The sequence below is a fragment of the Microbacterium sp. MRS-1 genome, from assembly GCF_000585455.1.
GTDB lineage: Bacteria > Actinomycetota > Actinomycetes > Actinomycetales > Microbacteriaceae > Microbacterium > Microbacterium laevaniformans.
Genome location: NZ_JAUF01000002.1, coordinates 1 through 15,710, shown reverse-complemented (window position 1 = coordinate 15,710; position 15,710 = coordinate 1). Strand labels below are relative to the sequence as shown.

The window sequence follows — 15,710 nt, the reverse complement described above, 5'->3', positions numbered from 1 at the left end:
GCCGGGTCAACCCCGTGGCCACCATGTCTTCTCGGTGTCGACCGACCCGCCCCATCCGAGGATGTCGACCCACGCGTTGTTGCCGTCGGCGCCCTTCCAGCACTCGAGCTGGACGGAGCCGTTCGCCGGCAGGTTGAAGGCGAACGTGCCGCCAAACTGCGTAGGGCCACCGGTGTCGTGCCAACACTGGATGCTGTACCGGCCGGCGGGGAAGTTCTGCGTGTTCACCACGTACTTGTAGCAACCGTTGACGCATCCGCCGCCCGGGACGTAGTCGCCACGACTGACCCACACCCGCGGCTGCGGGGGCGGCGGGGCATCGACCGTGCGTGCCGAGTCGGACGCGGTCGTCGTCTGACCGGCCGCGCTCGTGCGCACCTCGATGCTGTGCGTCTCGCTGTAGCCGTAGCCGCGCGTGATGGAGCCGCTCGCGTCGCGGCTGACGAGGCCTCCGTCGATGTACACCTCGGTGGCGATGTCGCGCCCGTTGCGGGACGGCGACGACCACGAGTACGTGATGTTCGTCCCGGATGCCGAGGCGTTCGCTGACGGGTTGCCGATCGGCCCGTAGGGCGACACGGCGTTCGAGTCGTTGGAGGCCCCACTGGCGTAGGTGCTGCCGTCGACGGTCGAGACGGCGCGCACGCGGATCGTGTACGTGCCGTTGTTGTTGACCTGGCCGTTGCCGATCGTGCCGGCGCCGTTGGTGCCGCCACCGACCCAGTCGCCGCGCCAGCCGCCGCCGTTCACGGAGTACTGATACTGGATCTCGTTCGCGTTCGCGCCGTTGCCGGAACCGGCCTGCCACGTCACACCCACCGCGTTGTTGCCCTCGGTGGCGGCGACCCCCGTCGGCGCCGCCGGAGCGGTGACACCGCGGCGCGGGGCGGACTGCGGGCTGCGGTCGCCCCAGCCGGCCTTGTTCTGAGCGCGGACGTCGAACGTGTAGTCCGTCGTCGAGGTGTCGACCTTGACGGCCTGGCTCGTCTGGCTGCCCGAGACCGGGATGGTGTTCACCACGGAACCGCCGCGCAGGACGCGCAGCTCGTACCCGGAGATCGCGTCGCCGTTGTTGGCGGGCGCCTTCCAGTCGACCTGGATCTGGGCTTGCGAGCCCACCGGCGACAGGAGCGTCGTGGTGGGCGCGGCGGGCGCGTCCGGCTTTCCGGCCGGCACCATCGACGCCGACCAGGGGCTGAACTCGCTCGGATCCGGCGCCTTGTTGTGGGCGCGCACGCGCACCTGGTACGACGCCCCGTTCTCGAGGCCATCCCAGACGATCGAGGTTCCGGTGACGCCCGTCTTCTGCACGATGCCCGACGGCGGCGCCGGCGAGATCTCCAGCGTGTACGACGTGACCGGCGAGCCCTCCGAGCGGGGCGGCACCCACGACACGGTGAGGCTGCGGTCGCCGAACTGCAGCGTCGGCGGCGCGGGGGTGTCGGGGCGCACGTCGGGGCGCGCGGTCTCCGACGGCAGCGACGGGTCGGACGTGCCGACCTTGTTGCTGGCGGTGACCACGAAGTTGTATTCGACGTTGTTGGTCAGCCCGTCCAGGGTGCACGTGGTCGACGCGCACTGCTTCAGGTAGTTGTTCGCCGTCGACGTGACGGTGTACCCGGTGATCGGCGACCCGTTGTCGGTCGGCGGGGTCCACGAGAGCACGACCGTGCGGCTCTGGATGCTGGAGACGACGGGGCGACCCGGGGCATCCGGCTTTCCCTGCACCGTGATGCGGATGCGTCCCTCGACGGCGCGGTCGGGGTCTCCGGTCGCGTCCATCACGCGGTAGCGCGCGATGACGGTGCCGACGAACGCCTTGTCGCTGGTGACCTCCACCCGGTCGCCCTTGACGGCCACCTGGGCCTGCCCGGTCTCCAGCACCGCGCTCTCGATCTTGAGCGGGGTGTCGGGGAACGGGTTGACGTCGTTGGCGAGCACGGGCACCGACTCGGTCGAGCCCTGGGCCGACTCGGCGATGACGTCGTCGTTGGCGCTGGCCAGCGGCCGCGTCGACGCGGTGACGGTGATCGAGATCGTCGCGTCCGCCGGCGTCGTGGTGCCGTCGTCGGCGGTGACCGTCAGGTCGGCGCGCGTCCCCTTCTTCGTGGATGCCGCGGCCGACACCTTCAGCTGCGTGCCGTCGACCGAGGCGGTGAGTCCGTCGGGCGTGGAGCCCTTGACGGCGAACTTCAGCTTGCCCTGATCGCCGGGATCGGGATCCGTCGCGAGCGCCGCGAGGTCGAGCACGGCCGCGTCCTCACCGGGCGCGACGTTCATGGAGGCACCGAGCATCGTCGGCGACTGGTTGTCGGGCGGCAGCACCGTGATCGGGATCGTCAGCGTGGCCTTCCGACCGGTCGGATCGTCGGGGCCGTCGCCGTCGGTGACCTCGAAGGTCAGTGCGTCGGAGCCGAAGTAGCGGTCGGCCGACGTGTAGACGAGAGTCTGCTGGTCCTTGATGAGGCTCGCGCCGTTCGCGTGCACCGCCGACACCTTGGCGGCCTCGGTGATCACGACGCTCTTGCCTCCGGCCGCGCGGACGTACTGCGAGAGCGGAAGCGAGATCGTCTCGCCGCTCTTGACCTCGACCGGCTTGGTGGAGATGAGGCTCGGCGGCAGCTCCGACAGCGCCGGCACGCGGATGAAGGCGGAGTCGGTGAGGCCGTCGGGGTCGGTGACCGTATAGGTGATGAGCTGACGCTGGTCGGTGACCTGCACACGGACGGTGCCGTCTGCGCCCACGCGCGCGTTCTCCCCGCCCGCACCGAGGGTCACCGTGAGATCGCTCTTCGTGCCGTCGGGATCGTCGTCGTTCTCGAGCACCGCCACATCGGCCGTAGTGCCGTCCTTGACGTCTTCGGCGCGCACGCGGTCGTCGCGGGCGATGGGACGCTCGAGCGGAACGTTCGGGTCGACGGTGATCTGCACGCTGGTCGAGGCCCGCGCGCCGCGCGAGTCGGTGATCGCGTACTGCAGCGACGTGTTCATCTGCTCGTTCGGAGCCGTGATGAGCAGATACTTCCCGCTGACGCGCGCCTTCAGGCCGGGGACGTTTGGCGGCAGCGTCACCGGGTCGTCCGGGGCGAAGCCGAACTCGTCGCCGTCGGGGTCGGAGTCGTTGGCGAGGACCGGCACCGCGACCTCGCGTCCCGGGCGGATCGTCACCGTGTCGCGCACCGCGTAAGGCGCCTGGTTCACGGATGCCGCGGGTGCGATTCCGACCTGCACGGTGGCCGTGGCGTCCTTGCCGAGGCTGTCGCGCACCCGGTAGGAGAACCGGTCGACGCCCGCGGAGTCGCCGAATGCCTCGTAGGTGAACGAGTTCGCGCCGGTCTCGACGATGCGCCCCTTCTTCGGCGCGTCGGCGATGCCGACCAGCTCGACCGAGTCACCGTCCTGGTCGATGCCGTCCAGCGGCACGGGGATCGTGACGGTCGAACCGCTCAGCGTGCGCGCGGTGAGATCGCGCGGCTTCGGCGCGGAGTTGGCCTCGTCATTGCGCGGCAGGATCTGGATCGTGACGTACCCTGCGTCGCGCTGACCGGTCGAGTCGACAGCCTCGTACGTGACGTAGACGGTCTTGGGGGTGCTGCCGGCGCGGAAGCGGACCTTGTCCTCGGAGACGAACGCCTCGCCGTCGGCGGGGTCGACCAGAGGAGGCACGAGGTCGGGGGCGACGTGCATCGTGTCGCCGTTGGGGTGATAGTCGTTCGCAAGCACCGGAATGGTGACCGTGTCACCGACGCGCACGACGGCCTGGTCGTCGTTGGCGACCGGAGGACGCAGCTTCGCGGGCGGCGGCACCGGGATGACGACGATCTCGCCCTCGGCTGTGCGCGCACCGTTGGAGATCGTGTAGCCGACGCGCACCTGCGTGCTCAACGACCCGACGTCGCTGATGCGCACGGTCTCGTGGCCCAGCACCGCGGCTGCGACACCGGAGCCGGGGACGGCGCTGACCGACTGCACCACGAGAATGCCGCCGGCGGGGTCGGTGTCGTTGGAGAGCACGTTGACGAGCACGTCGCCACCGACAGGCAGCAGAGCGACGTCGCGCACGGCGACGGGCGGCAGGTCCTCGTTGGATGCCGGGAGCACATCGATGCGGACGAGACCCGGCACCGAGTTGGGGCCGGCAGACACCAGGTACTGCGGGTAGTACGTTCCGGGGCTCGACGCCGTGAACGTGAAGGTCTTGTTCGCGAAGTCCGGAACGATCGTCGCGCCCGGAACCTCGTCGACGCGGGTCAGTCGTAGCGGTTCGCTGCCCGAACTCGTGTCGTTCGTGAGCGGGGAGACCGTCACGGTGCGCCCGACCTGCGTGACGACGTGGTCGGAGTTGGTGACCGGAACCGTCGTGCCGAGCGGACGGATGTCGTAGCGCGCGATGCCGGGGCCGTCGGCCGTGCCGTCCGACACGACGATCGGTACGTCCTTGCGGCCCTGGACGCCGCCGATCGCCCGGTACGTGATCTGCCCATCGGGCGTGAAGTCCGCCTCGTCGCCTCCGTCCGCGGCGACATCCTTGAGGAAGATGTCATCGCCGTCGGGGTCGATCCAGTCCGACAGCACGTTGTACGAGGCCGTGCCGCCGGACTCCACGGTGATGGGCGTGGTGCGCTTCTGAACGGGAGCCGCATTCACATCGAACGGGTGCACCGTCACCGTGACGGTCGCGGTGGCTTCGCCGCCACGGCCGTCTTCCACGGTGTAGCGGAAGCTCGTCGAGCCGGTCGCCCCGTCGGGAGCGGTGAACTGCAGAGCGGCCCCGTTGTTGATGGGCTCGACGCTGCCGAACGCGGGCGTCGAGGCGGGTGCGGCGACGAGCACGTCGCCGTCGGCATCCGTGTCGTTATCGAGCACCGGCAGCACCGTCGTGCGGCCGGGTCGCACGCCGTACTGGTCGTCCTGCGCGATCGGTGGCGTGTTCTGGTCGGTCCGCTCGGGGAGCGTGGTCTGCACCGTCTCCTCGGTCGTCTTCTCCTCGTCGTCGCCGTCGCCCTCGGGCGGCGTGATGTCCTGCCAGTTGTCGACGCGCTGCATCGAGTCCGAGGCCATCCACGCGGCACCGCCGAAGACATCGTTGAGGACGACGACGTCGCGGTTGACCCGGAAGTGCAGCACGCTCGTCGACTCGACGCCGGGAACGTCCCGTGCGGCGTCGTCGGCGTCGCCGGGGCAGTCGCGCACGAAGCGCCCGCTGCCCGACCAGGCGCCGTAGGCGCAGCCGGCGACGTACACCGGCTCGGCGGGGGTGCCTTTCGAGCCGCCGGCCTCGATCGTCTGGGGATCGCCGCCACCCGTGGGAATGCGCACCAGCGACGTCGGCGTCGCGAGGGTCACGGCGTCGGCCGTGCCCGAGGGCTGCTGCAGCACGGCGTCGCCCGGCACCTGCACGCGCAGCCCGTCGCCGCCGTAGAGCGTGTTGGTGTCGTGGTCGAGCACGTACGGCGTGGTGCCGACGACGGTGATCGACAGGGTGTGGTCGGCCGTCACTCCGGGAAGATCGCGCGACGACTTCTGCACGGTGGTGCCGTCGTCGCCCTGGCCGTACGAACGGACGGTGGCCTCCGACGCGGAGGCGGCGTAGACCGTGCCATCGACGCCGACGGCGATCTTCGCGTTCTTGCCCTCGTCGGCGACGGGCTCGGCGCCCTGGGCCCCGATGCCGCTGATCGCCGTGAACGGGCTCGTCCAGAGTGAACCGGTGGGCTCGATGACCGCGACGGTGTCGGCGCCCATCGCGACGGTGGACCCGGGCTTGAGTTCGGCCGAGTCGGACATGATCACGCGAGCGGGATCGACGGCCGCGATCGACGATGCGGTCGAGTCGACGACGAGCACACGGGTGCCGCTCTGCAGGATGTCGTAGTCGGAGGTGCCGGCGCGCAGTCCGCCATCGAGCACGCGCGAGGAGTGGTTGAAGTGGCCGATCAGTAGGCTGGACTGCTTCGTGACCCACACGCCGCCGTCGTTGAGGTCGACCTCGGTCGTCGGCTTACCCTCGTACGACACCGCGAAGAAGCCGACCACGAGGGCGGCCGCGGTGACCGCGGCGGTAGAAATCAGCGTACGCGGGCGCGCGCGAAGCCACGCAAAGGACTTCATTGTGGGCTCGGCTCCCCTCCGGGCTCGTATTCATTTGCGTGGCGTCGGGACCTGTTGCTGAAGCAGGCGCACACGTCGTGCAGACCCGGATAGGCTACGTCACGAAATCAACGGCTGCGTGGCCTTGCGCATGGGGAGAACTACCCACTATTGGATCGTCCTGCTCCGACGTAGGTAGCCAGATGACGAGCCGTGAGCGTCTCACCCGTGGCGATCAGGTCCTCAGGTGTTCCCGCGAACACGACTCGACCACCCTCGCGACCGGCGCCCGGACCGACGTCGATGATCCAATCGGCGTGCGCCATGACCGCCTGGTGGTGCTCGATCGCGATCACCGAGTTGCCGGCATCCACGAGACGATCCAGCAACGCGAGCAGGTTGTCGACGTCGGCGAGGTGCAGGCCGGTCGTCGGCTCGTCGAGAACGTACACGGCGCCGGGCTTGGCCATCGCGATCGCGAGCTTCAGACGCTGCCGCTCACCGCCTGACAGCGAGGAGAGCGACTGGCCCAGCGTCGTGTAGCCCAGCCCGACGTCGATCATCCGCCGCAGGACCGCGTGGGCCGGCCCCGTGCCGACGAAGGGGGCAGCCTCGTCGGCCGACATCGCCAGCACCTCCGCGATCGTCTTGCCCTGCCACCGGTACTCGAGGACGGTGTCGCTGAACCCGCTGCCGCCGCACAGCTCGCAGCGGGTCTCGACACTCTGTGTGAACCCGAGATTGGTGATGATGACACCGAGGCCTCGACACGCGGCGCAGGCGCCTTCGGAATTGGCGCTGAACAATCCGGGCTTGACGCCGTTCGCCTTCGCGAACGCGTTGCGGATCGCATCCAGCACACCGGTGTAGGTCGCCGGATTCGAACGGCGCGAGCCTTTGATGGCCGTCTGGTCGACGACGACGACGACGTCGAACGCCGGCAGGCTGCCGTGGATGAGCGACGACTTGCCCGATCCCGCGACTCCCGTGACGACGGTGAGGATGCCGAGGGGCACGTCGACGTCCACGGAACGCAGGTTGTGCAGACTGGCGCCGCGGATCTGCAGTGCGCCGCGCGCCGTACGCGTCGCAGTCTTGAGTCGCGCACGGTGATCGAGGTGGGTGCCAGTGAGCGTTCCCGAGGCACGAAGCCCCGCGACGTCGCCCTCGTACACGATGCGTCCACCGGCGCGGCCCGCACCGGGTCCGAGGTCGACGACGTGGTCGGCGATGGCGACGACCTCGGGCTTGTGCTCGACGACGAGAACCGTGTTGCCCTTGTCACGCAGGAGCAGGAGCAGGTCGTTCATCCGCTGGATGTCGTGCGGGTGCAGGCCCGTGGTGGGTTCGTCGAAGACGTACGTGACATCGGTGAGACTCGAGCCGAGGTGGCGGATCATCTTGGTCCGCTGGGCCTCGCCTCCCGACAGTGTGCCGCTGGCGCGATCCAGCGACAGGTAGCCGAGGCCGATCGCGACGAAGGAGTCGAGCGTCTGACGCAGGCCCGCGACGAGCGGGGCCACCGAGGCATCGGTGATGGAGGCGACCCACTCCGCGAGCTCGGTGATCTGCATGGCCGCCGCGTCCGCGATGCTGACCCCGGCGATGGTCGACGACCGGGCTCCGTCATTGAGGCGCGTACCGCCGCAGGCGGTGCACGGCATGAACTTCACCGCGCGGTCGACGAAACTGCGCACGTGCGGCTGGAGACTGTCACGATCCTTCTGCAGGATCGACTTCGTGATCTTGAGGGTGAGTCCTTCGTAGGTCATGTTGATGCCGGCGACCTTGACCTTCGTCTGCTCCTTGTAGAGCAGGTCGTTCAGCTGCGTCGCGGTGAACTGCGCGATGGGCTCGTCGGGCGGGAAGAAACCGGACTCGCTGTACCCCTTCACCATCCAACCGTCGGGCGTGTAGCCGGGCACGCGAATGGCTCCGTCGCGCAGAGACAGCGAGCGGTCGAGCACCTCGTCGATGTCGATCTCGCTCGCCTGCCCCAGGCCCTCGCACGCCGGGCACATCCCGCCCGTGATCTCGAATCGGCGGTGCTGCGTCGTGGACGCGCCCGCCGCGACCGTGAGGGATCCCGATCCGGACGCGGATGGCACGTTGAAGGAGAACGCCTGCGGCGAACCGATGTGCGGATGGCCGATGCGGCTGTACAGCACCCGCAGCATCGCGTGGACATCGGTCGCCGTCCCGACGGTCGAGCGTGCGTTCGCGCCCATGCGCTCCTGGTCGACGACGATCGCCGGACTGATGTTCTCGAGCGCGTCGACCTCGGGACGGTTCACCTGGCCCATGAACTGCTGCACGAACGTCGGATAGGTCTCGTTGATCAGCCGCTGCGACTCGGCCGCGATGGTCCCGAAGACGAGACTCGACTTGCCCGAGCCGCTGACGCCGGTGAAGACCGTGAGCCGATGCTTCGGGATCTCCACGTCGACGCCCTGCAGGTTGTTCTCGCGTGCGCCCACGACGCGGATGAGGCCGTGGGAGTCGGCGACGTGTTCGGATGCCGGTGTCATGGCGACAGTCTGCCGCGAGGGTGCGACGTCGCCCAGTCCCGCGTCGACCCGCTCGCGCGTTCACACCGCGCGATGACACCCCGCGAGGTGATCGTCGACCATCCCGGCCGACTGCATGAGTGCGTACATCGTCGTCGATCCCACGAAGCGGAAGCCGGCGGCACGCAGCGCCTTCGAGAGCGCATCGGATGCCGCGGTCACGGCCGGCACGTCGGCGAACGCGACCGGACGCTCGCCCTCGGCCCGCACCGGCGGCGCAAACGACCACATGAGATCGTCGAGCGCACCCGGCTCCATCTCCCGCACCAGGCGGGCGTTGCCGATGGTCGCGAGGATCTTCGCGCGGTTGCGCACGATCCCGGCATCCGCCATCAGCCGCTCGACATCGTCCTCGTCGAACTCCGCGACCACGGCGGGCTGGAAGTTTGCGAACACCTCGCGGAATCGGGGGCGCTTGCGCAGGATCGTGATCCACGACAGCCCCGCCTGGAAGCCCTCGAGGCTCATCTTCTCGAAGAGGGCGCAGTCGCCGTGCAGGGGACGACCCCACTCCTCATCGTGGTAGCGCCGGTACTCGGCGTCGTCGCCCACCCAGCCGCACCGGAGCAGGCCGTCCGGGCCTTCGCGCAGATCATCCACTCGGTCAGGCTAACCGCGGGCGCCGACATCCCCGCCGACGCCGGCGCGGGCGCCGCGCGGGGCGGCTGATGCGAGACTCGCTCGCAGCGCCTCCTCCAGGTCACGGTGCGCGAAGACGAACCCGGCCGCGGTCAGCCGCTCGGGGACGACCCAGCGGCTCTTCAGCACGAGCTCCGGCTCGGTGCGCAGCAGCCACATCGCCGGCTCCAGCATCCAGCGGACGGCGGGCACCCCGAAGGGAGCGCCGACGATGCGCCGCAGTGTGCGCATGAGCGTGCGGTTGTCGGAGGCCTGCGGCGCGACGACGTTGACGACGCCGGCCAGCTCGTCACGCTCGATCAAAAAGTGCATCGCGGCCACGACGTCGTCGATGTGCACCCAGCTGAAGCGCTGGCGTCCGCGGGTGCGGTGGTGCGGCGCGCGCCCGTCGCCGCTCGGATGCGGCCCGATGCCGCGGTAGCGGCGGTGCTGCAGCCACCAGCCGTCGCGCTGAGATCCGCCGAGGCCGAGACGGGCGAGCGTCGTCAGCATCCGGGTGGCGGGGCCGTCGCCCAGCACGATCGCCATCCGCATCGCGACACGGCGCGTCTGCGGAAGCTCTCCCGCGAAAAGCTCCTCCTCCCACGCCCGCGCCACGTCGACGGAGAATCCCGTGCCGAGCTCACCGGCATGCTCGGTGTGCGGGGCATCGGTGCGGTGCCGGTAGATCGTGGCGGTGGACGCGTTCAGCCACACGGCCGGAGGCAACGACGCCGCGGCGATCGCCGCCCGCAGGGCGCGCGTCGTCTCGATGCGTGAGCGCAGGATCTCGTCACGGTTGCGGTCGGTGTAGCGGCAGTTGACCGACTTCCCCGCCAGGTTCACGACGACCTCGGCTCCCTCGACGGCTCTGACGAGTGCAGCGGCGTCGTTCCAGGCCACCCCGGCGGTGCGACCGACGACCGTGACCTCGTCGCCACGAGCGCGCAACGACTCGACGACGGCCCTCCCGATGAAGCCCGACGCCCCGGCGACGACGACGCGCCGCCGTGTCTGCTCGTGCACCGGCATCCCCTTTCTGAACGTGTTCAAAACAAGCTACCCTCGGAGGTATGAGCGCGTCCAGTGGTACGGCCGTCTCCCGCGACGTGCCGCAGCTTCACCGACGGACTCCGCAGAAATGCACGAACTCCGCACGATGCGGGCGCAATCGTGCGGAGTTCGTGACATTCTGCGGAGTCGGCGGGGCAGGCGGCCTCCGCCGCGCGGCTACTTCTTCTTGAGCGACTTCTCCGAGACGGGGGCCTTGCCGGAAGCGGCGAGATCGGCGTAGTACGCCCGCGCCTCGCGCTGGCGCTCCTGCTCGACCCCGGAGGCGATGGGTGCGCGCACGTGCTCCGGCTCGAACGCGAACGCGTCGACGAGGTCCTGGGCGTGGGGGCGCAGCCGCAGCAGCAGGCGGTCGATGTACTTCGAGACGGATGCCGCGCGCTGCGCCGACAGTCGGCCGTTGATCAGATACCAGGCGAGGTGCTTCTCGATGAGGTGCAGACCGAACAGATCGCGCAGCCACCCCAGCACCTGCGCCGTGCCGGGATCGGAGATGCCGGCGATGCCGTCGCTGAACGCCTCCCACTGCAGCAGCTCGCCGTGTGCCCGCGCCGCCTCGATCAGCTCGGCCTGATTGGCATTGAAGATCGCCGCCGCCTCGGCGGGCGATGCCTTGGATGCCGGGCGCAGCCGCCCGGCGATGTCTTCGATCATCTGCCGCACGCGCTCCGCGAGCAGCTCGTGCTGCTGCTCGGCCCGCAGCCCGAGCTCGACCGAGCGCGCGGTGGAGCCGAAGTCGGTGACGGCCTGACCGAGCTGGCGCAGCCCCGCCCCGTGGAACACCTTGCCGGCGGTCTGCTTCGCGGCGAAGGACGCGAGCTTCGCGGCATCCGCGCCCTTGAACTGCTTCGCGAAGTCGTTGAGCAGGCGCTTGCCGACCAGCTGGAGCAGGACGTTGTTGTCGCCCTCGAAGGTGACGTAGACGTCGAGGTCGTGGTGCAGCCCGACGAGACGGTTGTCGGCCATGAAGCCCGAGCCTCCGCAGGCCTCGCGGCATTCCTGGATGGTGTCGAGAGCGTTCCACGTGGACAGGGGCTTGAGCGCGGCGGCGAGGGTCTCGAGGTTCTCGCGCTCGTCGGGGGTGTCGGTGCGTCCGCTGAACACGCCGTCGAACGTACGCAGCAGCTCGTCGTTCGCGAAGAACTGCGCGTACACCTGCGCCAGTCGGGGCAGCAGGCGCCGCTGGTGCTTTCCGTAGTCGAGCAGCACCACCTCGTCGCTGCCCGACCCCGAGTCGAACTGGCGACGCTGACCGGCGTAGGTGATCGCGATGTGCAGCGCGAGCGCGGTCGCGGTCGTCGCGGCGCCGTCGAGCGAGACCCGGCCCTGTACGAGCGCGCCGAGCATGGTGAAGAAGCGGCGTCCGGGGCTCGGGATGTCGGAGCTGTAGGTGCCGTCGGCGGCGACATCGCCGTAGCGGTTCAGGAGGTTGAATCTCGGGACGCGAACATGGTCGAACGCCAGCCGTCCGTTGTCGATGCCGTTGAGCCCGCCCTTGACCCCGTCGTCCTCGCTCTGCACGCCCGGCAGCATGTTGCCCTCGTCGTCGCGGATGGGGACGAAGAAGCAGTGCACGCCGTAGTTGACGCCCCCGGTGATCAGCTGAGCGAACACGGTCGCGGCCCGACCGTGCACGGCGGCGTTGCCGAGGTAGTCCTTCCACGCGCCGCGGAACGGCGTGTTGATGACGAACTCCTCGGTCTCCGGGTCGTAAGTGGCGGTCGTGCCGATCGCGGCGACGTCGGAGCCGTGCCCGATCTCGGTCATCGCGAACGCACCCGGCAGCGTCAGCTCGATCACGTCGCGCAGCCACGCCTCGTGGTGCTTCTCGGTGCCGAGCTGGTAGATCGCGGAGCCGAACAGGCCCCACTGCACGCCGGACTTGATCTGCAGCGACGGGTCGGCGAGCACGAGCTCCATGAAGCCGGCGAGGTTGGCTCCGTTGTCCTCGAGGCCGCCGTACTTCTTCGGGAACGCGCGCCGCGACCCGTTGTTGTCGACGAGGATCTGCAGCTGGCCGAACACGCGTTCGCGATGGTCGGCGACCGTCAGCCCTTCGATCTTCCAGAGCGCCGGATCCTTGATCATCTCGCGGGCTTCGCGCCGGGTCTGCGCCCACGTTCCCAGCAGCAGATCGGTGACCGTGTCGACGTGGATGCGCGGCTCGTGGGCCTCTGCGGCGGTGTGTGCCGCGGTCGGGGCTCCGCCGGCGGGCGTTCGCGTGTTCGTGGCGGGCTTCTTCGGACGGACGGCGGCGTCGGTCATCGGCGTACCTTTCGACAGCGGACAGGAAAACTCATGCTCGACGGTAGGAGCGCGTACGGCGGCTCGCAAAACGCTTGCGCGCTGCCCACAAAGCGGCGCGCCTCCGCGGCATCCTCCCCTGTGTGAGACCCACACCCACGTTTTGTGAGACCGAGTTCCACCGTGGCTCCCCGCGAAAGCCACGGCGCCTCCGCACGGGCACGAGCGCCCGGTGCCGTCGCATCGGATGCGCTCGAGGCCGTGACCGAAGCGGAAGAGCGGGTCGGCGGTGTCGAACGGGACGTCGGGACGCGAGGCCTTCACCGCGTCCATCGACCGCGGCAGATCGAACGGGAGCTTGCCGCGCACCGGCGCCCGGCCCGACAGCACGTCGAACAGCGCGGCAGTGCCGGCGCCCCAGTTCGCGGTGAGACTGACGCCGAGCGCGGCGAAGGCCGTGAGGATCGCGGGACGATCGAGGAAGACGTGTATGCGGCGCTCGTCGGCGAAGGCTCCACCCGGGGACACCCCGCCCACGCCGCGATGCGCGAGCGCTACAGCCGGCTGCGCGAGGTGTTCGTCGCCCAGCTGTCCGAAGCCCGCACCGTCGGCGCCGTGCATCCCCGCCGCGACGGTCACGGTGAGGCCATCCGCATCGCGGCCGTCTGGGACGGCCTGCAACTGCTCCAGCTCTACCTGCCCCGGCGCATGGACTTCGCGCAGCGCTTCGCCGCCACGATCGACCATTTCACCGCCGTCCTCCGCGCGGCGCAGCAGGACGGCGACCTGCCGGCCCACCGCGATCCCGCGCGTGAGGCGATACGGCTCGTCGCACTGTGGGACGGCTTGCAGTACCAGTGGCTGTACGACCGCGAGAGCGTGGACGTGGCCGCAGAGCTCGCCGCCCACCTCGACGACATCCTCCCCCGGCGCTGATCGGCCACCGTCGGCCGCGGGTGGCCTGCGGACTACGGCTCGCATCGGATTCGGTCGTCGCTGCATGGACGGGCACCCCGCTGAGCCCGCAACTCGCGCACGCGCGTCAGTGCGCGGCGATGACCGCGAGCACGCCCTCGCCGTAGGCCTCGCGCTTCTTCGCGCCGATGCCCGTGATGCCGTCGAGCGCCGCGATGGATGCCGGGCGCTGCTCGGCCAGCGCCCGCAGCGTCGCATCGCCGAAGACGATGTACGCGGGCACGCCCTGCTCCTTCGCCACCCCGGCGCGCCAGGCGCGAAGAGCTTCGAAGAGGTCGCGGTCACCGTCGGCCACAGCATCCGACGCCGCCGCCTTGCGCACGCGCGGGGCACCCCCGCCGCGTCCGAGGACGTCGCGGCGCAGCGGCACCGGGCTCTCCCCGCGCAGCACCGCCGCGCCCTCGTCGCCGACCGCGAGCACGCCGTACTCGCCACGGGCGACGATGACGCCACGGGCGAGCAGCTGTCGGATGACGCTGCGCCAGTCCTGATCGCTGAGGTCCGCTCCCAGCCCGTAGGTGGCGAGCGCGTCGTGGCCCTGCTGACGGATGCGCTCGGTCGATGCTCCGCGGAGGATGTCGACGAGGTGCCCGGCGCCGAACGCCTGATTGCGCTCGCGCTGCAGCCGCACGATCGTCGACAGCAGCTTCTGCGCGGGAACCAGCCCGTCCCAGGTGTCGGGGCTGTCGAGGCAGGTGTCGCAGTTGCCGCACGGCTCGGAGCTCTGCCCGAAGTAGGCGAGGAGGTTCTGCCGACGGCACGACACCGTCTCGCAGAGCGCGAGCATCGCGTCGAGGTGCTGGCCGAGCCGCATCTTGTACGACCGCTCCCCCGGCGATTGGTCGATGAGACGCCGCTGCTGCACCACGTCGCCGAGCCCGTAGGCCATCCACGCGATGGCGGGGTCGCCGTCCCGGCCGGCGCGACCCGTCTCCTGGTAGTAGCCCTCGACCGACTTCGGCAGGTCGATGTGGGCGACGAAGCGCACGTCCGGCTTGTCGATGCCCATCCCGAACGCGATCGTGGCGACCATCACCACGCCGTCTTCGCGAAGGAAGCGCTGCTGGTGGTGGGCGCGCACCGCGGCATCCAACCCCGCGTGATACGGCAGAGCGTCCACGCCCTGCGTGCGCAGATACTCGGCCGTCTGCTCCACCGACTTGCGGCTGAGGGCGTAGACGATCCCGGCAGAGCCGGCCGGCTGGGCGCGAACGAACTGCAGCAGCTGACGGCGCGGATCGACCTTCGGCTCGATGCGGTACTGGATGTTGGGCCGGTCGAAGCTCGCGACGAAATGCCGTGCGTCGGGCAGGCGCAGCCGCTCGGTGATCTCCTGATGGGTCGCGCGCGTGGCCGTCGCCGTGAGCGCCATGCGCGGCACCCCGGGGAAGCGTGCGCTCAGATCTCCGAGCGCGAGGTAGTCGGGACGGAAGTCGTGACCCCACTGACTGACGCAGTGCGCCTCGTCGATGGCGATCACACTGAGTGTGCCCCGCTGCAGCAGGGCACTCGTCGCTGGAGCGCTGAGGCGTTCGGGCGCGACGTAGAGCAGGTCGAGCTCGCCGTCGAGGAAGTCCTGCTCGACGCCGGCACGTTCGGCCGCATTCTGGGTGGAGTTCAGGTACGCCGCCCGCACACCGTTGGCCCGCAGGGCGTCGACCTGGTCGTGCATCAGTGCGATGAGCGGGCTGATCACGAGCCCCGTGCCGGGACGAACGAGCGCGGGCACCTGATACGTGATCGACTTGCCGCCGCCGGTGGGCATGAGCACGACGGCGTCGCCGCCCGCGACGACGTGCGCCACGATGTCGGCCTGATCGCCGCGGAACTCGTCGTAGCCGAAGACCTCCTTCAGCACCGCCCTCGGATCGGACGCAGAAGCGGGTCGCGGCGCGGCCGGGCGAGCGGGTGCGGTGACGGCCGGGTTGGCGGCAGGTGCCGCGTCCCGTGTCGCGCGAGCGAGCGCACCGGCATACCCGTCGTACTCCGGCGGCGGGGCGTCGGCGTCGTCGGGCGGAGTCAGCTCATCCACATCCCACGGCACGTCCGCGTAGGGGTCGTCGTACCGATCGGTGGCTGCACTCACCCGTCCAGGCTAGCCGCGGCATCCGACACTCGACGCCGTCCTCCCCACCCGCCCCGCGA

At 69.9% G+C, this 15,710-nt stretch carries 7 protein-coding genes; 1 reads left to right on the top strand and 6 read right to left on the bottom strand.

Features of this window, described 5'->3' with window-relative positions:
* Positions 1–6: 6 nt before the first annotated feature.
* The 5 genes from AS96_RS00255 to AS96_RS00235 all read right to left on the bottom strand — a co-directional run bounded on the left by AS96_RS00255 (position 7) and on the right by AS96_RS00235 (position 12,611).
* Positions 7–6,111, bottom strand: coding sequence for an Ig-like domain-containing protein (locus AS96_RS00255; protein ID WP_036284337.1), 6,105 nt, complete (start codon positions 6,109–6,111; stop codon positions 7–9).
* A 140-nt stretch (positions 6,112–6,251) separates the two neighbouring features.
* The gene (locus tag AS96_RS00250; protein WP_036284333.1) at positions 6,252–8,618 is read right to left on the bottom strand and encodes an ATP-binding cassette domain-containing protein; all 2,367 of its coding nucleotides are present in this window, start codon (positions 8,616–8,618) and stop codon (positions 6,252–6,254) included.
* Between the two features lie 60 nt (positions 8,619–8,678).
* Positions 8,679–9,257, bottom strand: coding sequence for a DNA-3-methyladenine glycosylase I (locus tag AS96_RS00245; protein ID WP_036284330.1), 579 nt, complete (start codon positions 9,255–9,257; stop codon positions 8,679–8,681).
* A 9-nt stretch (positions 9,258–9,266) separates the two neighbouring features.
* Entirely contained in the window at positions 9,267–10,307 is a 1,041-nt protein-coding gene (locus AS96_RS00240) for an epimerase (protein ID WP_036284327.1), read from the bottom strand.
* A gap of 198 nt (positions 10,308–10,505) precedes the next feature.
* Positions 10,506–12,611 carry an acyl-CoA dehydrogenase family protein gene (locus tag AS96_RS00235; protein WP_036284324.1) on the bottom strand — a complete coding sequence of 702 codons (2,106 nt, stop codon included), beginning with the start codon at positions 12,609–12,611 and terminating at the stop codon, positions 10,506–10,508.
* A gap of 162 nt (positions 12,612–12,773) precedes the next feature.
* Here AS96_RS00235 and AS96_RS15560 point away from each other — a divergent pair, with 162 nt between their 5' ends.
* Positions 12,774–13,526, top strand: coding sequence for a TetR family transcriptional regulator C-terminal domain-containing protein (locus tag AS96_RS15560; protein ID WP_051498701.1), 753 nt, complete (start codon positions 12,774–12,776; stop codon positions 13,524–13,526).
* 106 nt (positions 13,527–13,632) lie between these two features.
* Here the strand turns inward: AS96_RS15560 and recQ are convergent, their stop codons facing one another.
* The gene (recQ, locus tag AS96_RS00220) at positions 13,633–15,651 is read right to left on the bottom strand and encodes a DNA helicase RecQ (RefSeq protein ID WP_036284318.1); all 2,019 of its coding nucleotides are present in this window, start codon (positions 15,649–15,651) and stop codon (positions 13,633–13,635) included.
* Positions 15,652–15,710: the final 59 nt, after the last annotated feature.

What these genes read in the sequence shown, in the direction of transcription:
- AS96_RS00255 (WP_036284337.1), bottom strand. Translation starts at nt 6,111, where the DNA reads ATGAAGTCCTTTGCGTGGCTTCGCGCGCGCCCGCGTACGCTGATTTCT.
- AS96_RS00250 (WP_036284333.1), bottom strand. Translation starts at nt 8,618, where the DNA reads ATGACACCGGCATCCGAACACGTCGCCGACTCCCACGGCCTCATCCGC.
- AS96_RS00240 (WP_036284327.1), bottom strand. Translation starts at nt 10,307, where the DNA reads ATGCCGGTGCACGAGCAGACACGGCGGCGCGTCGTCGTCGCCGGGGCG.
- AS96_RS00235 (WP_036284324.1), bottom strand. Translation starts at nt 12,611, where the DNA reads ATGACCGACGCCGCCGTCCGTCCGAAGAAGCCCGCCACGAACACGCGA.